We start from the raw sequence: 18,209 nt of genomic DNA on the forward strand, positions 1-18,209 counted from the left end.
AGACATGCACAACGGACGCTCAAGTTTATCCCGTCCAGGAGATGCCGCCGCAGGGAGTTGCAAAACGGACCAAGGGCAAGGGTCGAAGATCCGGAGATCAGGGATAAGCGAAACTTACGCGTACACACGGGTGAAGCTTTGGAAATGCAGTCCGACGGCAGAATGGGTATTCCACTGCTTTGCATTGCTGGTGCTCCACCCGTGGAACACTCAGCTTAAACTTGACGAACCCGGAGGAGTATCGACCCGCTATCAGAACCATGCCCCTCTGTCGGCGTCAAGTATATATTATACTATTTTGTGACGGTCAGCACTTATCGCTTCTTTTTCAACGCCTTGGGTTTTAGGGCAATCCGGACGGTCGCCCCGCCCGAGGGGGCCAGACGCAGCGAAAGGGTCGCCGTCCGCGTAGTCGCCTGCGTCGTGCGATCAAGCGTCTCCGGCGTCGATCCGTCCTGCCAGAGCGTGGCGTCATACTGGCCGTCGCTCAGGAAGCTCAGGGGCACCTCAACCGTGCGACCGGCCTCATTGGTCATGGCGCCGATATACCAGGCGTCGCCCTTGCGCCGGGCGGTGACGATATACTCGCCGATGTCGCCGGCCAGCACCCGCGTCTCATCCCATGTCACCGGCACGTCGCGGATAAAGTCGGCCCCGTCTTCCCAGGAACCGTCGGCTGTCTTGTAGGCTTGCGGCGCATCGGAAACCATGACCAGCGGGCTGTCATAGACGACGTACATGGCGATCGCCTGTCCGCGCGTCGTCATGATCAGCGGACGGTTTTCGTGGATCTCGAACGTTTCGGGCGTCCGGTTGGCAAACCCGCCTGGTGTATAGTCGATCGGCCCCAGGATCATGCGCGTATAGGGCAGGGTCACATTGTGCCGCGCTGTAATCCGCGTCGTCCACTTGTTGTATTCCGCCCCCAGCACACCTTCCTGGGTGATGTAGTTCGGCCAGGTCCGGACCAGTCCGTTGGGCGCATAGGCGCCGTGCAGGTCGACCAGCAATTTATGGCTCGCGGCCTTCGACAGCACCTTGTGGAAGTAGTCGACCATCTCCTGATCCGAGCGGTCCATGAAGTCGATCTTGACGCCGGCAATGCCCCACTTTTCATAGGCGGCGAAGGCCTCGTCCATCTGCCAGTCAAGCTGTTGCCATTGCAGCCAGATCATGACGCGGACATTGCGTTCCTTTGCGTATTTCAAAATGGCCGGCATATCGACAGCCGGAATGGGTTTGGTGACATCCGAACCGGTGCGCGGGCGCGTCGACGAGCCGGTGTACCAGCCTTCGTCGATCAGGATGTAGTCGAGACCCATCTCCTTGGCGAAGTCGACATAGGCCTTGTAGGTCTCGGTATTGATGCCAGGCTTGGCGACCGGGGCATTGAAGCCGTTCCACCAGTCCCAGGCGCTCTTGCCGCCCTTGATCCACGACGTGTCCTTGATCTGCGAAGGCTCACCTAGCGTCGCGACGAGGTTAGATTGAACGAGCTCGCGGGCGCTATCACCCAGCATGACGACGCGCCAAGGCGTGCGAAATTCGCTGCCGGCTTGGGTAATCTTCGCGACGTAGGGCTTGATCGAATCGCTGTCCAGACGCGGCGGCAGCTTGATCGTTACGCCCAGGCCATTGTCACCTTTGCGGGTGTAGAAGGTCGCAGGATAGCCCTTCACGTCCGACTCAGCGATGGCAAAGGCGGTTTCTTTCACCCCGGTTTTACACACCAGCGGCGAGTCGAGCAGGTAGTGGTCGCGGATCAGCGACGACTTGACCGGATCGAACTCGCCTTCGTGGGCGTTGTGGTACTTGCCGATGTTCAGGCCCCAGCAGTCGTAGTCCTTCGCAAACGAGAACTCGGTCTTTTCGCCATAGACGCCAAAGGTCTCAAACCCTGGCTGCTTTGGTAGAACATAGCGCAGCGCGACGCCATTGTCGTAGGCACGCACGATCAGACCGATGGCCCGCCCCCCCTCCTTTTCCTGAAAGGTCAGTTGCGTCTCGGTATAGACATCGGGCGCCGTCTTCGCCTTGCCGAGTACGATGGCGTAGGTCTCATTGACCGAACGCGTCTTGGCATCGACAACCGTAAAGCCCTTGGCGCCGAAGCCTGTGACATCGGTGCGCAGTCCAGTCGCCGACGGCGCAATCACAGCAGAGCCATCGCGCGTCACCGACCATGTCGGCAAGTCCGCGCCCGATTGATCGAGCGTCACGACATTGCGGCCATCGGGCGAAGCCACGGTCCATGTCTCGGCCGACGCAGTGCCGGCAGCCATCAGAAACAGGAGGGGGATCAGGGAGCGGGACATGCGAACCTTTTTCGGATGGACGAACGGATAAATATGGATACTGTATACGATATTGGAATGTAAAGGTGGATTGAGATGCGCGCAGCTTTGATGGCGACTTTGATTGGCGGGTGGGCCTTGACGCAAGCCACGATGGCTGCCGCGCCCACGGGCGCCTATGTCTTCGACAGTTCGCCGAAATATCCGGACTTCACCCGCGTCGTCATTTCGGACAAAGGCGGCAAACTGACCGGCACCATTACTTCGCGCTGGTACGGTGATCTGCCGATGAAGGATCTGCGCGCGGACGGCGACCGGCTGATCTTCCAGATCTATAACGGCAACCCAAGACTCAAGCCTGAAGACATCGTCATTGCCCAAGACGCCAAGGGTCTGCGCATGACGGGAAAGCTCTGGTACCAGGACTTCGACATCACCGCGCACAAGGGTACAAGTGCGCAGATCAAGGCGCTCGATTTCCCGACCTATCCCCTGCCCCCGCATCGCGTTGTTGCGCAAAAAAACCTGGCCGCGAAGCCGCCCATAGGCTGGAATTCGTGGAACAAGTTCGCCACCGATATCGACGACAAAACCGTGCGTGAGATCGCTGATGCCCTGGTCAGCTCGGGGCTGCGCGACGCCGGCTATGTCTATATCAATATCGACGACGGCTGGCAGGGCAAGCGCGAGGCGAACGGCGTGCTGCAACCCAATGAGAAGTTTCCGGACATGAAGGCCCTGGCCGACTATGTTCATTCCAAGGGGCTCAAGATCGGCATCTACAGCTCACAGGGGCCGAAATCGTGCGGTGGCTTTGAGGGCTCTTACGGCCACATCGAGCAGGACGCCAGGACCTGGGCAGAATGGGGTATCGATTACCTGAAATACGACCTGTGCTCGGGCGAGGCCTTCTACAATACCAGGGAAACGGTCTACGCCACCTATCAGCAGATGGGCGAGGCTCTGGCCGCGACGGGCCGCGACATTGTCTATAGCCTCTGCCAATACGGCCGCTTCGATGTCGGCTCCTGGGGGCGCGACGTCGGTGGCCACCTGTGGCGCACGACCGGCGATATCGAAGACACCTATGCCCGCATGTCGTGGATCGGCTTCGATGCAAATGGCAAGCCGAACCATACCGGGCCCAATGGCTGGAACGATCCAGACATGCTGGAAGTCGGCAATGGCGGCATGACGCACGATGAGTACAAGACGCATATGTCGCTGTGGGCGCTGATGGCGGCGCCGTTGTTGCTCGGCAACGACCTGCGCAGCATGACGCCGGAGACGGTGGCGCTACTGACCAATCGCGACGTCATTGCGGTCGATCAGGACCCTGCCGGCATCCAGGGCCTGCCGGTCAAAAAGGACGGCACGACCGAAATTTGGACCAAGAAACTTAGTGACGGCTCGACCGCCGTTGGCTTCTTTAACCGTGCGGAAACGGCCGTCACCATCAGGGGCGCGTGGGCCGACATAGCACTGAGTGACGCCAAGACAGTGCGCGATCTGTGGGCGCATACCGATGCGGCGGCAGGTGCCGAGTATAGCTATGAAGTCCCCGCCCATGGCGCCGTGTTGGTGAAGGTGCGCTAACCGCGCACCTCCCTTACTTCACATCGATCAGGTTGGTGACGAAGTAGCTGGTCAGCTTGTTCCAGTAGTAGGGCTGCATAACTGCGTGATTGGTGTTGGGCAGGATAACCAGTTCGTGCGGCTTGCCAGCCTTGATCAGTGCATTCGAGAGCCGCAGTGAAGCAGCCACCGGCACGTTATCGTCGATATCGCCATGGATCAGCATCAGCTTGCCCTTGAGATTACCGGCGACCGAGATGTTGGAATTGCGCTCCCACGTCGCGTCGTCGGCAATGCCCATTGACACTTCCGGCCACCACGCCTTGTCAAGCCGGAGGTCGTGATTGCCGCTCGATGCAACGCCGACCTTGTAGACATCCGGACGGCGCAGGACGAAGCGCGCCGTATCGTAGCCGCCGGCCGAGCCGCCGTAGACGCCGACGCGGTCGAGATCGATATAGGGATATTTCGCCTTCATCGCCTTCAGGACATAGATATGATCGTCAAGGCCGACCTCACCCAGGTTCTGATAGGCCGGCAGGCGGAACGCCTTGCCGCGCTGAGACGTTCCGCGCCCGTCGATGGTCACAACGATCGCGCCCCATTGCGCCAAACCATTGAGGCCAGCGACGACGTTGTCGTCATACGCTTCCCCGAAACGGTGCGTCGTGGGGCCGGTATAGACGTTCTCGATCACCGGATAAGACTTCGACGGGTCGAAATTGGCCGGGCGATGAATTATACCGTAAAGCTTCGTCTTACCGTCGTCGGCCAGGGTCTCGAAGGGTTCCGGCATGGTGAACCCAGACGCCAGCAAGGCCGAAGGATCTGCGCGGCCCAGTTCCATGACGATGGCGCCGTCGGACGCCCGGCGCAGCAGGGTGCGCGTCGGCTCGGTCGGCGACGACATGCGATCGATGATCCATTGGCCATCGTCCGAGACGCGGGTTTCGTGGTCGAGCGGTTCCGGCGTCAGATTATTGATCTTGCCGGCCAGATCGACACGATAAAGGCTTTTATAGTAGGGATTGACGCCCTGCTCGCGGCCGATGCCGGTGACCAGAACAGGACCATTCTTGGCGATATGGGTGATCTCGGTGACCTCCCAGTTGCCCTTGGTCAACGGCTTGCCGCCATTTGGATCTTCACCGCGCTTGATGTAATAGAGTTGCGCCCAGTCCGAGCGCTCCGAAATCACCAGATAGCCGCCCAGTTCCGATGTATTGCGGATGGCCGTCGAGGTTACGGTGACCAGCGGCTTAAGCGCCTCGCGGACGCGAACCTCGGCCCTGCCTGTCGCCGGATCGGCCTCATAAAGCCGGACTTCGCCGTAACCCCGCTGCTGCCATTCGTAGACGACGCGTCCCGCATCATCCCAGTAGATTGCCGGATCGCCCGGCCACAACAGCGACTGAGACGGCGCATCGATGGCAGTGATCGCCGCATTGCCTTTTATGGCCTCGGCGAGATCGATGACGATCGGATGGACCTGCGGTACATCCTTGGCGCCGGCGCTTGGGTAGACATAGGAGAATTCGCGCGCGAACTGGCTGCCGGACGGATTTTGCTGGACCGCGCGCCATATGTAGCTGCCGTTGCGATCAAGACGGTAGGTCAGGATTTTCTTGGAGTCCTGCGACCACTGCACCGACACATTGTTTGACGGCGTCTCGGAATTGGCGGCGACCATATCGCCCAGCAGCGGGTAGTTCTGGCCATAGCGCCGGTCGTAGGTGCCGTCGGCGGTAAGCGCCGTTTCCTTTCCGGTGGCGACCTCGATGAGCCACAGATTGTAGTTGCGCGCGACGACCTTCCATTTGCCGTCGGGCGAAGCCACAGCGTCGTCCTTCACTGGCAACTCAGCGGCTTTAACTGTGACTGTGCCGGTGTCATAGAGCCAGTCGAGGCCGCCTGCCAAGACCTTCAGAATCTTGGTTTCGGTATCATAGTCCTGAAGACGGATATAGGCCGGGCCATCGATTTTCGCGCCCTGGGCCGTCAGCAGGGGCACAAGCGTCGCTTCGTTGACCAGTTCGCGCGTCGTTGCGGTTTGCGGATCGGCAATCATGAACCGCCCTTCCCCGCGTTTGCCCAGGCGATAGACGACGCCCTTGCTGCCGCCGACGAAGCGCGCCTCGATATTGAGATCGGTAATCAGCGCACCGATCTTGCCGCCCATGTACATCTCGGCCTTAGCTGCGCGCGGATCCTGGGTAACAACGGCTGTTGGTGTTTGAGCGAATGCCGTAACAGCGGGCGTTGTCATCAAAGCCGCGGCACAGGCAGCAAACATCAGGGAGCGGATACGCATGAAAAGAACCTTCCGGTTATCTGGAATTAAATTCGGCGGTTCTGTCTTGCCCGCGCCCACATCCGGAGTTTTGGCACAAACAACCGCCCAGTCAAATAAATTATACGATATACAACAAGATTGACACTAGCTGGCCTATAACTTCATATCTAAGCTCTGTTTGGAATTCAGGGGCATATCATCATGGCTGTTGGCGCTGTTCGCAGGATCGTTGTTGTCGGGGGCGGCACTGCGGGGTGGATGGCGGCTGCGGCACTGTCGCGCGCGTTTGGCGCCGGCGGTTACAGCATCACACTGGTCGAGTCGGATGAAATCGGCATTGTCGGCGTTGGCGAGGCGACCATTCCGCCGATCCGGGAATTCAACGCCATGCTGGGCCTGGACGAGAACGAGTTCCTGAAGGCTGTCAACGGCACCTTCAAGCTGGGCATCCGCTTCGTCAACTGGTCCGCGCCAGGCAGCGATTATCTTCACCCATTCGGTGTCTACGGCGTCGACATGGGCGTCAACTTCAACCACCACCTGATGCGCTACCGCAAGGCTGGCGGCAATAGCGACTTTGGCCTCTTCAATCCCCAGACTATGGCGGCGCGTCAGAACCGCTTTGCCCGAATGGAGGAGATCAACCCCAAGGCGCCGCGCGTCAACTATGCCTTCCATTTCGACGCCTCACTCTACGCCAAGTACCTGCGCGCCTATTCGGAAAAGCTGGGCGCCGTTAGACGTGAAGGCAAGATCATCCGCGTAGAACAGCATCCGGAAAGTGGAGACATCACCGGCGTCGTCCTTGAGAACGGCCAGGTCATCGCCGGCGACCTGTTTATTGATTGCTCGGGCTTCCGCGGTCTCCTGATCGAACAGACGCTGAAAAGCGGCTATGAGGACTGGTCGAAATGGCTGCCGTGTGATCGCGCTGCTGCCGTGCCGTGCGACAAGGTTGGACCGGCAGCCCCCTACACCACCTCCACGGCGCGCGAAGCCGGCTGGCAGTGGCGCATTCCGCTGCAGCACCGGACGGGCAACGGCTATGTCTTCTGTTCCGAATACATGTCCGAGGACGAGGCCGCCGCAAAACTGCTGGAACGGCTCGATGGCAAGGCCCAGGCCGATCCGCGCATCGTGCGCTTCCAGACCGGCCATCGCCGACAGATGTGGAATCGCAATGTCGTCGCCATGGGCCTTTCTTCCGGTTTTCTGGAACCGTTAGAATCGACCTCGATCTGGCTGGTCCAGCAAGCCATCATGACCTTGCTGAAATATTTCCCGCGCGACGGCATCACCGCAATCCAGCGCAAGTGTTTCAATGACGATCTGCTTGCGGATTACGACAACGTCAAAGACTTCCTGATCGCGCACTACAAGGTCACGGAGCGTGAGGACACGCCGTTCTGGGCCTACTGCAAGAATATGGACATTCCCGACAGCCTGGCCGAGCGACTGGACTCGTTCAAGGCGCACAACCAGCCGCTTGTGCGTGACGCGGAGCTGTTCAAGGAGGCCAGCTGGTTTGCCGTCCTGGTCGGTCAAGGCATGGAACCGGCCTCGTACCATCCCCTGGCCGACATCATGCCGCAGGATGAGTTCCGCTGGCGGATGGACCGTATTCGCGAAGGCACGGCCGGTCTGGCTGCGGCCATGCCCAGCCACGAAGCCTACCTCGTCAAGGCCTGCCCTTCGCCCAACCTGGTCCCGGTTTAGTGTCAGACCTGTGGAATGGTCAGGAACAGGTTGGCCGTGAGCCGGCCTGTCCTTGGATTGGCGTTGTAGGCGAATGTATCCGGTATCTGCGCCGTATGCAGAAGCGCGCCGGAATAGATCAGAAGCCGGTTGAAAACGCCTTCAAAATAGCCGGTCTGCTCATAGGCCTTGTCCGAGCCGCCCATATAGGCCTCAGGGGGATCGCCGTAGTCCGCCCAGTCCTCGCGCAGGCCCTCATGAAACCTGTCCTTGCGTTCGGCCGTTATGCGTTCAAAGCCCGTGCGCTTGTGGCGATAAAAGCCGGTTCCCCCCTGGGATACCGGGGTCAGGAAATGGAGGAGCGCATATTTGACCTGGGTGATCTCATCATAATGTGGAATGCGCGTCAGGGGATTGGCTTGCAGTGGGCGCTTGGTCATCAATGAAAACGCCGCATGATCGACGTTAAAGCGCTTGATACCGAACGTCTCATGCATGATCGGCCCCGCGAGCTTGCACAGGAAGTTGACATAGTCGCGCTCGGCTTCATGTGCTGGACTAAGCACGCGGCGAATGCCCGGATAACTGCTGGCCGTCACCTCGCGAAATGGCTCACCCAGCGCCGCCATGGCAATCAGGCCGTCGGCGGCTGGCACGGCCTGGTCAATAATGATGACCTTATTGCCTTCGTTGCCAAGCGTGTGAACGGTGACCTTCATGGCTATCATCTCCCGAGGCATTACCCGGCACCGCCGGACAAAAAACAGCCTGCCGTTTCCGGCAGGCTGTTTCTGTAACATATCCGCCGGCTATCAGTAGCGGAAGCGGGCGCTGAGCTGGATGGTCCGCGCCTGAACCCGCATACCCATCGGAATCAGATGCTGCTCACCCCAGAACCGCTGGGTATTGTTTTCCAGCAGGTTGGTGCCTTCCAGCGCCAGCGTCAGCTGCTTGATCGGCGTCCAGTTGACCGCTACGTCGAGGCGCGATGTCGGATCGACGTAGAGCGAATAGAGGCCGTTGGCATAGTTCAGGTCGGCACTGTCGCGGTAGCTGTCGCGATAGTTATAGGCGACCCGGGCGCTGAATTCCGGTGTATCGTAATACAGCGCCAGATTATAGGTCGACTTCGAGTTCCCGATGGCGTTGTAGTCGCCGAGGCCCGTATCGTCGAGGTACGGATACTTGATCGTCGCCTTCTCGTTATAGGTCGCGTTGACGCTGGCGCCAAAGTTGGCCCACTTGCCCGGCAGGAAGTCGAAGAAGCCCTGAGCCGAGAACTCGTAGCCCTGGAACTCACCCGGTCCGGCGTTGGTCGGACGGTCGATCGTCCACAGGCCCTCATAACCGCCAACGGGAACGTTGACTTCGTGCGTCCAGGTGATGAAGCCGTCAGGCTTCTTCAGATAGGTCGCGAACGAGACGATGCCGCCACGGCCGAAATAGTATTCCAGCGAGGCATCATAGCTCTGTTCGTGGTTAGGACGCAGAAGTGTATTACCACCCCAGCCGCAGCGGCAGCCGGTATCCAGGGACACCCAGGACGTCGCTTCGCCGAAGTTCGGGCGCTGGACGTTTTCTGTGTAGGCCATGCGCAGTTGCAGCTTAGGCGTAAAGTGCACCACGGCCGTCACGCTGGGCAGGACGAAGTGATAGTCGATCGGGGCTTCTACCGGGTCAGCAGTTGGGTTTTGCTTGGTGGTGCTGGTGCCTATGGTGTTCGTGGCACGGAAGCCGACGACGCCGTCAACCGGGAAGCTGCCGAGGTCGAAGCCATAGAGAGCCTGCGCATACACCGCTGAGTTCTTTTCGGTGGCAGTGAACGAGCCGAAGCCGTCCTCGGTCGTGACGACCTCGTCCGTCCAGCCGCCAGAGCCCGTGAACGAATTGGTCTTCTTGGACTGGGCGAAGGCACGGATATCACCAAAATTGTCGATGATGCTGTCGAGATCCAGGCGGTACCAGGTCGGCGAATCGAAGCCCGGAACCTGGATTGATACGGCGTCGTAACCCTGGCCGGTCGGGAAGTCGACCAGCTTGACGCGGTTGGGCGCGGCAAAGGTCGCGTAGCGATAACCGTAGGCACGGCCCGTCTGGCGATCCTTGTGCTGGGCGCCAAACTTCACCGAGCGGATCAGCTTGTCGTCGCTGACGCGGTAGCTGGCGTTGAACTGCCAGACGTTTTCCTTGCTGTCTTCGAAGCTCTTGCCGTTTTCGAATTCGTGCAGGTAGTAGTTGTTGACGTCATCAAGATTGATGCCGGTAAATTCGACATAAGGAGCGCCCTGGATGGTGTTGGGCGAGTTCATATCGATCTTGAACTGGGTGGCCGTGCTGAAACGGATGGTCTGACGGTACCATTCCATATCGAAATTGTTTTCGTCGACCGAGATACCGGCGTCGATATCCCAGCGATCATTGGTCCAACGGGTCTCGAAGTTCAGGCGAGTGTTGACGACATCTATATCCTGGTCGTTGGCCCAGGGACCGATCGGCAGGTCGGTGCCGGTGAAGGTGGCCGACTTCAGCGACTTGCCGTCCGGCATCAGGACGACGTTCGACAGCGTCGCGTTCGAGTCTTTCAGGCGCGCTTCCAGCACGTCCAACTGACGATGCTCCTTGGCATTGAACTGCGAGGCTTCGAGGAGGAAGGTCAGTTGGTCACTGGCGCGCCACTGGAAGGCGGCATTGTACGACGGACGTTCGACATAGCCGCGTTCGACACCGTAACGGACCTTGTAGACACCGACGATGTCCTTCTGGTTGGCTGGCAGGCTGGTCTGTTGGGCGCCCCAGAATTCACGCGGGGTTTCGCTTTCGATATACTGTTCGCCATAATTGTTCTTCTGGAAGGACAGGTTCAGCAGGAAGCCCATCTCACCGATCGAGGTGTCGAATCGGTTGGCAACCAGGCCGCTGATATAGGGGCTCTCGGTCTCGCCGACATTGCTATAGACGTTACGGATGCTGCCCGCCGCGGTCCAGCCCTTGCGCAGGTCCAGCGGACGGCGCAGATCGACGTTGACAGTGCCGGCGATGCCGCCTTCTTCCTGGTCGGGCGTGCGGGTCTTGTAGACCTGGACCGACTTCAGCAGTTCGGCCGGGACGTCGTTCAGGCCCGCCGAACGGCCGGTGCCCGAATTGGTCGCCTTGCCGTTGACCGAGGTCTGGATGTCCGTCATGCCGCGGATGGCAACGCTGCCGCCTTCGCCGCGCTCGCGCGTAATCTGAACACCGGAAACGCGCGAAATCGCTTCGGCAACGTTGTTGTCTGGCAGCTTGCCAGCGTCTTCGGCGTCGATCGAATCGACGATCTGCGCCGAACGACGCTTGCGATCGACTGCGGTTTTAAGGCTCTTGCGAATGCCTTTAACGACAACGACGTCGTCATTCTGTTCCGCCGCAGTTGCCGTGCTCGTATTGGCTGGCGCAGAAACCTCCTGCGCGACAGCCGGTGAGCACAGTACCGCAGCGATCAATCCCCCAGTGACCAGATATGTCCGCTTAATCTTCATAGTGCCTTGTCCTTTTTTCCCTGACAAATGTGCGACGCCATGAAGACACAAGTTTACAAAACCGTCAAAATATTTTATACGATATACGTGACTACCTTGGCCTTTTGTGCACTATCGTCAATCGCGTGTCATAAATGCAACGAAGGTTATATAGAAGATTTTTGTGTATATAAGCCAATTTTCCCCGCATGAAATGAAATATATAGAGATTCCTACTCATTGCATGCATGCACTACATCGTTGCAACTTAAACATGTTGAAGTTTAAATTACATATTTGCAGGATTTTGATTTTCATATACGGCAATAACTTCCTAAGTCCGAGGCTAAAATTCTGACAAAACGGTGATATTGTCTGACAACATTGTTGAAATTCACCCTGTATATCGTATACATATGTCAGACATATAGGGGTGTATAATGGGCGCAGTTGTCATGAATCGTCGCGGACTCCTTTCCGGCGCAGGTGCGCTGGCTCTGGCGACGGCCGCCGGGCCGCTTCGCGCCGACACGATCAGTGCCCCCATAACCGCGCGGTCTCTGCCGCTGAGCACAGTTCGCCTCCTGCCCTCACCGTATAAGACAGCCGTCGATGTCAATGAGCGGTACCTGCTCAGCGTCGATCCTGATCGTCTGCTGCATAATTTCCGCAAGAGCGCCGGCCTGAAGCCCAAGGCCGAAATCTATGGTGGCTGGGAGCGCGATACGATCGCCGGCCACAGCCTGGGCCACTACCTGTCCGCCATCTCGCTGATGCATGCCCAGACGGGCAATGCGGTGCTTAAAGCGCGCGCGGCATATATTATAGACGAACTGGCCCTGATCCAGGGCGCCCATGGCGACGGCTATGTCGCCGGCTTCACGCGCAAGCGCAAGGACGGTAGCGTCGTCGATGGCAAGGAGATTTTTCCGGAAATCATGGCCGGCGATATCCGCTCGGCGGGCTTCGACCTCAACGGCTGCTGGGTGCCGCTCTATAACTGGCACAAGCTTTATGGCGGCCTGTTCGACGCCCAGACCTTCTGCGGCCACGGCAAGGGCATCACCGTCGCGACGCGATTGGGCGTCTATATAGACCGCGTTTTCACCTCGCTGAGCGACGAACAGGTGCAGAAGGTCCTCGACTGTGAGTTTGGCGGCCTGAACGACTCGTTCGCCGAACTCCATCGCCGCACCAAAGACCCCCGCTGGCTGGCCCTGGCCCGCCGCATGCACCACAAGCGCATCATCGATCCGCTGATCGCCGGCGAAGACAAGCTGGCCAACAACCACGCCAATACCCAGGTGCCGAAGCTGTTGGGTGAGGCCACGCTTTATGAGGTTGCAGGCCAGGACGACAATCGCAAGGCGGTCAGCTTCTTCTGGGATCGCGTCGTCAACCACCACTCCTACGTCATCGGCGGCAATGCCGACCGGGAATATTTCTTCCAGCCAGACACCATCTCGAAGCACATCACCGAGGCGACGTGCGAGCATTGCAACACCTACAACATGCTCAAGCTGACCCGGCATCTCTATAGCTGGGACAATGATGCGCGCTATTTCGACTATTTCGAACGCGCCCACCTGAACCACGTCATGGCGCAGCAAAACCCCAAGACCGGCATGTTCAGCTATATGACGCCGTTGTTCACGGGCGCAGCGCGCGGCTTCTCGGATCCGGTCGATAACTGGACATGCTGTCATGGTTCGGGGATGGAAAGCCACGCCAAGCACGGCGAGTCGATCTTCTGGGAAAGCGGCGACACCCTGTTCGTCAATCTCTATATCCCGGCGACGGCGAAATGGGCGGCCAAGGGCGCTCAGGTCCGCATCGACACCGGCTATCCCTACGATGGTGATATCGCCGTGAGCCTTCCTTCCTTGCGCCGCCCGACTAGGTTTAAAGTCGCTCTACGCATTCCAGCCTGGGCCAAGTCGGCGGACCTTACCGTCAACGGCAAGCCGGTAGCGGGCACCCGCGACCGCGGCTACCTGATCGTTGATCGTGTCTGGAGCGGCGGCGATACCGCGCGTCTGAAGCTGCCGCTCGACCTGCGCTTCGAAGCGACCAGCGACAATCCGAACGTCGTCGCCCTGCTGCGCGGACCGATGGTCATGGCGGCCGATCTCGGTTCGGTCGAAGAAGACTACAAGGGCACCGAGCCGGCGCTTGTCGGTGACGACCTGCTGGCGACCTTTGCCCCCGTCAGCGTCAAAAAGGCGCTTTATCGCACCAAGGGTTCCGGCCGTCCCGGCGACATGGACTTCGTACCCTTCTATAGCCAGTACGAGCGCCGCAGCGGCGTCTATTTCAAGCGCTTTACGGAGGCCGAGTGGAAGACCGAAGAAGCCGCCTTCCTGGCCGAACAGGAGCGCCAACGCGACCTGTCGGCGCGGTCAGTCGACGTCATGTACCTTGGCGAGATGCAACCCGAACGCGACCATAACCTCGAGTCCGACGTGTCGTGGCCCGGCACCTATCGCGGCCGCAACGGCCGTGATGCCCGCCAGGGCGGCTTTATGCAGTTCACCATGAAGGTCCGCCGCGAGCCCGGCAAAGACGCTGGCCCGCTCAAGCTGCAAGCAACTTATTGGGGCGACGATCGCCGTTCCTACGACGTGATGATCGACGGCAAGGTCGCCGTCAGCGTCTCGCACCCAGCGGCGCCCAAGCCCGGTGAGTTCTTCGACGAGACTTACGATATCCCCGAAGAACTGACCAAGGGCAAGGGCACGGTACTGATGCGCCTGCAACCGACTAATAATCGCTCGACCGGCATGGTCTTCGGCGTCCGCCTGTTCACCGCGTCAGCATCGAAGGGTACCGTCTGATGCGTACCCTGCTTGCTGTGAGTGTAGCCGCCCTGACCCTTGCACTCGCGGGCGCCGCCCAAGCAGAAACCTGCGTGCCGGGCGACTGGACTATCGTGTCTGGTGAGCCGAACGAAGCGCCAGTGCGCTATGAAACCGCGCACTTTGCCTTCCGCTGGAAGGACAACACCGTCAATCCGGACGACGCGAAGGCCGCAGGCATAAAGCTGGAAGAGATCTGGAACTTCTATATGGGCCCGGTCGCTTTTGCCGAGCCCTATTGCGATACCGCCAAGAAGCACAAGACCAATATCAATCTCGACCCGACCTTTGGCCTGGCGGGCGGACCAACCGGTGAACGCGACATGGGCATGTGGATCGCCCCACCGGCGCTCAAGGACAACTGGGGGCTGGCGCACGAATTTGCTCATGCCTTGAGTGGCTCGACGCAGGCTCTGCGCGACTCTCCTTACGTCGGCTGGCTGTGGGAAAGCCACGCCAACTGGATGACGCATCAGATGCCGGAGTTCCACAACAAGGAAGTCCATTGCTCCGAGATGCTGGTCAATTTCCCGCACCTCTATTACGGCTCGACGCGCGACCGCTACTGCAACTGGCAGTTCCTCGAGCACCTCAAGAACGAGTATGGCTATGAAGCGGTCAACAATATCTGGCTAAAGGCGATCAAGACCGGTCAGCCGGGCTATCTCGAAGAAGACCCGTTCTCGATCCTGAAGCGCAACCAGGGCTGGAGCCAGGACGATCTCAACGACGTTTTTGGCGCCTGGGCCATGTACAATGTCAACTGGGACTACATCAATCCGGACGGCAGCGACCAGGGCGTGCTCTATCGCACCAAGTACGGCAGCTATGACCAGCGCGATGGCGACCGCCGTTTGCGGGTCACCGCGCTCGACGCGATCGATGCCGCCAAGGGCCGCTACGCCGTGCCGTTCGACTGGGCGCCGCAGCGCTGGGGCTACAATATCGTCCAGTTGGTTCCCGATACCGGCGCGGGCAAGATCAAAGTGACCTTCAAAGGCGTAATCCAGGACAAGCCGGCCGCAACCACCCTGCCCGGCCTGGCTAACGAGCCCGACAGCATTGGCAATCCCGATTCCGATTGGCGCTGGGGTGTGGTGGCAATCGACGCCAACGGCGAGTCGCGCCTCAGCCCACTGATGGGTGGCGCCGACGGCGAGATGGTCTTCCCGGTCAAGCCAGGCGACAAAGCGGTTTACATGGTCGTCGTCGGCACGCCGAAGACGATGCACAAGATCAAGTGGGACCAGCCCTACTATTCGATCTATCGCTATCCGTGGATGGTCGAGCTTCAGGGCGCCAAGCCGCAAGGCTTTGAGGCCAACGCGAAGACGCCGACGGCCAAGGGACACAAGCATAAGAATGGCGGCGGCTGGGTCGCTGAAGGCGCACAGGTCGATTCCACAGCCTATGTCGGGCCTTACGCTCAGGTGCTGGGTGGCAAGGTCCTGGGCAATGCGCGTATCGAAGACCACGCCATCATCGTCAACGGCACGGTCCAGGACAATGCCACGGTCGGCGCTATGACAATCCTCGACAGGGGTGTCGTTGTGAAGAACAAGGCCGTCGTCGCGACCATCTTCATGAGCCCGGGCGCGTTCGAGCCCGGTACGGTCGTCGGCGGAACGGCGCAGATTCGCGGCGATGCCGAGGTGCGCGGCGGACCTAAGCTGTCGAAGGGCGTCTATTACGGCTTTGTCGATCAGAACAGCCAGGACAGCCCGGAAGCGGCCCAACAAGGCGGCACACTGACCGCACCCGTGCCGGAAGTCACCGCCAGGCCGGATTATCGCTGGTAAACCCTAGCCGGTATATCCGGACTGCCGGCTGATCTTCATGGCGGTGTCCTTAACGTAGCCGCGCATGAGTTGAATGCGGTCGTCGTCCATATATTGCGCCGCCGAAGAGACCGAGATGGCGGCAATGATCTTGCCCGACATGTCACGAATCGGGGCTGCGACGCAGCGGACATGGTCCTCGTTCTCATCGAGGTCGAGCGCATAACCGTGCTCGCGATAATGCGCCATGACCTCAAGCCACTGCTTGATGTCATATCGATAGCGCGGATAGAGCAGGGCCTCGCGCTGGAAGACTTCACGCAGGCGATCCTCGGGTTCATCCAGCAGAAGCGCCTTGCCGAGGCCGGTGTGGCGCAGTGGCTGGCGTTCGCCGACGACGCAACGGACTTCGACCCGGCGCGTGCCGGGGATCTTGTCGATATAGTGGACCTGGTCGCGTTCCAGGATACCGAGATTGACCGTGTCACCCGTATCGGCCGACAGCTGGCGCAGATAGTCGTGGCTGACGCGTGTCAGGGTGATCTGCTGCTGGGCGGCAAAGCCGAGTTCGAGAAGCTTGGTGCCGAGCGCATAACCCTCACGCGGCGAGAATGATAGAAAGTCGCTTTCGACCAGAGTCGTAGCCAGGCGGTGCACTGTCGTCTTGTTCAGCCCCAGCGCCTTCGACATCTTGCCCAGCGTATTGTCGCCCTTGGCCACCCGCGACAGAACGTCCAGCCCCTTGGCCAGGGTCAGGGCCGCAGGCATGCGCACCGCCGCAGCCTCATCGACGGGTTCGCTTTCCACATTGGGGGTTACGGGCTTGTTCATGCCAGGATTCTCTTAAACATTAACTCGGGTTACTCTTACAAAGCCGCTTTGGCAACTTCCACGGCATAAACATGATTCACGCCGTGCATATTCGAACAGAAGATGATCCACTTTCCGTCCGGCGTAAAGCGCAGGTTCGGTTCCAGCTTATAGTCATGCGTCGACATATCGACGAGGCGCGTAGACGCAAAGGTCTCGATCGAGATCAGCCTGTCGTCATATGATGGCAAATCCGCGTCGACGATTGTGTTCGCCTTGAGAAGCGTAATCCATTTGCCATCAGGCGCATGCGCCACCATGTCGGCATCGCCGCCGTCGCTGGCGAAGGTTACGCCATCGGGCGCGACGTTGAAGTGCACACCCCAGTCGTTTGGCTCCATCCGCTTCCAGACGCGGCGGCCAGTCGCCAGTTCCAGACCTGCCACCCAGAACACCTGGCCGCGCGGTGTTTGCAGGTCGTACCACAGCCACTTGCCATCCTGGCTGAAGAATTCATGGCCCCAGATTTCCATGTTCATGGTGCGTTGATGTACGCTTCTGAGGTTGGAACCATCGGCATTGATCAGCTTGATGCGATCGACGCGATGCCATGGCCCCTCCATACAGAAGCGGACCAGGTTCGGATCGGTCGGCGAAAACTGGGCGTGGCCGATCCATTCCTCAGTCTTGTAAAGAACCTTGCGCTCGCCGGTCCTGATGTCGATGGTGAACAGCTCGGCCGGCACGCGCGCCGCCCACCGCTCCAGCATGCGCACGCCCTTGGCCTTGGCAAAGTTCAGCGGCTTGCCGTCAGGCCCCAGCGCCGCATATTCCGCCTGGCCAAACTTGTCGACGCTGTCCTTGTCCTTGGGTTGCAATGGCTTGGCACCATAAGCGACGGTGCCGAGCAGCAGCGTATCGTCAGCATTCATAGCGGTGATCTGGCCGGCCACGATGCGCGTGATCTTGCGCACCTTTTTGGTGTCGACATGGACGGCGTAGATCGTCTTGGGGCGGTCGATCGCCTCGCCCTCGCCGGCATCTGTGACGGAATAATAGACCTCGCGGGACTTGCGCGCCATGAACATCAGCTCAAAGCCCGGCCCGGTTACCAACGGCTTTACCACCCAGGTCTTCAGGTCCACCGTCTGGATACCGGTCGGCGATTTGATGACCATCAGATCGCCTTCGGGCGTGTAGACCGGACGGTAGAAGTACATAACCATCGCGCCCGGCTCGTCCGATATGCGGACGACGCGATGACCGGTCTTTACGTCTATCCACGACTTCGGCGGATTGCCTGCGGGCTGCACAAGCACCGCTTGGGCGTTTGCCGGACCATGGATCATCAACGGAAGCAAGGCCGAAGCGCTCCACAGGCCCTTCAGCGCCGTCCGGCGTGTTTCACGCATCAT

Annotated in this window: 10 protein-coding genes; 4 read left to right on the plus strand and 6 right to left on the minus strand. The window is 59.6% G+C overall.

Annotation, left to right across the window (positions count from 1 at the left end; translation table 11 throughout):
* Positions 1-314: 314 nt before the first annotated feature.
* Positions 315-2,315 carry a glycoside hydrolase family 97 protein gene (locus AC1DON_RS14325; protein ID WP_476935489.1) on the minus strand — a complete coding sequence of 667 codons (2,001 nt, stop codon included), beginning with the start codon at positions 2,313-2,315 and terminating at the stop codon, positions 315-317.
* Between the two features lie 75 nt (positions 2,316-2,390).
* Here AC1DON_RS14325 and AC1DON_RS14330 point away from each other — a divergent pair, with 75 nt between their 5' ends.
* A complete protein-coding gene (locus tag AC1DON_RS14330) occupies positions 2,391-3,890 on the plus strand; it encodes a glycoside hydrolase family 27 protein (RefSeq protein WP_476935490.1) in 1,500 nt (499 codons plus the stop codon).
* A gap of 13 nt (positions 3,891-3,903) precedes the next feature.
* Here AC1DON_RS14330 and AC1DON_RS14335 read toward each other — a convergent pair whose 3' ends face one another.
* A complete protein-coding gene (locus AC1DON_RS14335; protein WP_476935491.1) occupies positions 3,904-6,180 on the minus strand; it encodes a S9 family peptidase in 2,277 nt (758 codons plus the stop codon).
* Positions 6,181-6,363: 183 nt separating this feature from the next.
* Here AC1DON_RS14335 and AC1DON_RS14340 point away from each other — a divergent pair, with 183 nt between their 5' ends.
* Positions 6,364-7,878 (plus strand): tryptophan halogenase family protein, encoded by a 1,515-nt coding sequence (locus tag AC1DON_RS14340; protein ID WP_476935492.1) that lies wholly within the window; start codon positions 6,364-6,366, stop codon positions 7,876-7,878.
* 2 nt (positions 7,879-7,880) lie between these two features.
* Here AC1DON_RS14340 and AC1DON_RS14345 read toward each other — a convergent pair whose 3' ends face one another.
* The gene (locus AC1DON_RS14345) at positions 7,881-8,576 is read right to left on the minus strand and encodes a DUF6445 family protein (protein WP_476935493.1); all 696 of its coding nucleotides are present in this window, start codon (positions 8,574-8,576) and stop codon (positions 7,881-7,883) included.
* 93 nt (positions 8,577-8,669) lie between these two features.
* Positions 8,670-11,372, minus strand: a complete 2,703-nt coding sequence (locus AC1DON_RS14350; protein WP_476935494.1) for a TonB-dependent receptor — start codon at positions 11,370-11,372, stop codon at positions 8,670-8,672.
* 434 nt (positions 11,373-11,806) lie between these two features.
* Here AC1DON_RS14350 and AC1DON_RS14355 point away from each other — a divergent pair, with 434 nt between their 5' ends.
* A complete protein-coding gene (locus AC1DON_RS14355) occupies positions 11,807-14,185 on the plus strand; it encodes a beta-L-arabinofuranosidase domain-containing protein (RefSeq protein ID WP_476935495.1) in 2,379 nt (792 codons plus the stop codon).
* Positions 14,185-16,005: an Svx/AvrXca family virulence/avirulence protein gene (locus tag AC1DON_RS14360; RefSeq protein WP_476935496.1), complete on the plus strand. Its 1,821-nt coding sequence runs from the start codon at positions 14,185-14,187 to the stop codon at positions 16,003-16,005. The genes AC1DON_RS14355 and AC1DON_RS14360 overlap by 1 nt, the downstream gene beginning before the upstream one ends.
* Before the next feature lie 3 nt (positions 16,006-16,008).
* On the opposite strand, the gene AC1DON_RS14365 is transcribed toward AC1DON_RS14360, so the two are convergent.
* Together AC1DON_RS14365 and AC1DON_RS14370 are read right to left on the minus strand one after the other, a co-directional pair.
* On the minus strand, positions 16,009-16,815 hold the full coding sequence (locus AC1DON_RS14365) for an IclR family transcriptional regulator (protein WP_476935497.1): 807 nt from the start codon (positions 16,813-16,815) through the stop codon (positions 16,009-16,011).
* 35 nt (positions 16,816-16,850) lie between these two features.
* Positions 16,851-18,209: an oligogalacturonate lyase family protein gene (locus AC1DON_RS14370; protein ID WP_476935498.1), complete on the minus strand. Its 1,359-nt coding sequence runs from the start codon at positions 18,207-18,209 to the stop codon at positions 16,851-16,853.

The sequence above is a fragment of the Asticcacaulis sp. P4_H10 genome (genome assembly GCF_056400965.1).

Excerpts from the sequence above, each read along its gene's own strand:
- AC1DON_RS14360 (WP_476935496.1), top strand. The coding sequence starts at position 14,185 with ATGCGTACCCTGCTTGCTGTGAGTGTAGCCGCCCTGACCCTTGCACTC.
- AC1DON_RS14325 (WP_476935489.1), bottom strand. The coding sequence starts at position 2,315 with ATGTCCCGCTCCCTGATCCCCCTCCTGTTTCTGATGGCTGCCGGCACT.
- AC1DON_RS14365 (WP_476935497.1), bottom strand. The coding sequence starts at position 16,815 with ATGAACAAGCCCGTAACCCCCAATGTGGAAAGCGAACCCGTCGATGAG.
- AC1DON_RS14330 (WP_476935490.1), top strand. The coding sequence starts at position 2,391 with ATGCGCGCAGCTTTGATGGCGACTTTGATTGGCGGGTGGGCCTTGACG.
- AC1DON_RS14335 (WP_476935491.1), bottom strand. The coding sequence starts at position 6,180 with ATGCGTATCCGCTCCCTGATGTTTGCTGCCTGTGCCGCGGCTTTGATG.
- AC1DON_RS14345 (WP_476935493.1), bottom strand. The coding sequence starts at position 8,576 with ATGAAGGTCACCGTTCACACGCTTGGCAACGAAGGCAATAAGGTCATC.
- AC1DON_RS14355 (WP_476935495.1), top strand. The coding sequence starts at position 11,807 with ATGAATCGTCGCGGACTCCTTTCCGGCGCAGGTGCGCTGGCTCTGGCG.
- AC1DON_RS14350 (WP_476935494.1), bottom strand. The coding sequence starts at position 11,372 with ATGAAGATTAAGCGGACATATCTGGTCACTGGGGGATTGATCGCTGCG.
- AC1DON_RS14340 (WP_476935492.1), top strand. The coding sequence starts at position 6,364 with ATGGCTGTTGGCGCTGTTCGCAGGATCGTTGTTGTCGGGGGCGGCACT.
- AC1DON_RS14370 (WP_476935498.1), bottom strand. The coding sequence starts at position 18,209 with ATGATGCGTGAAACACGCCGGACGGCGCTGAAGGGCCTGTGGAGCGCT.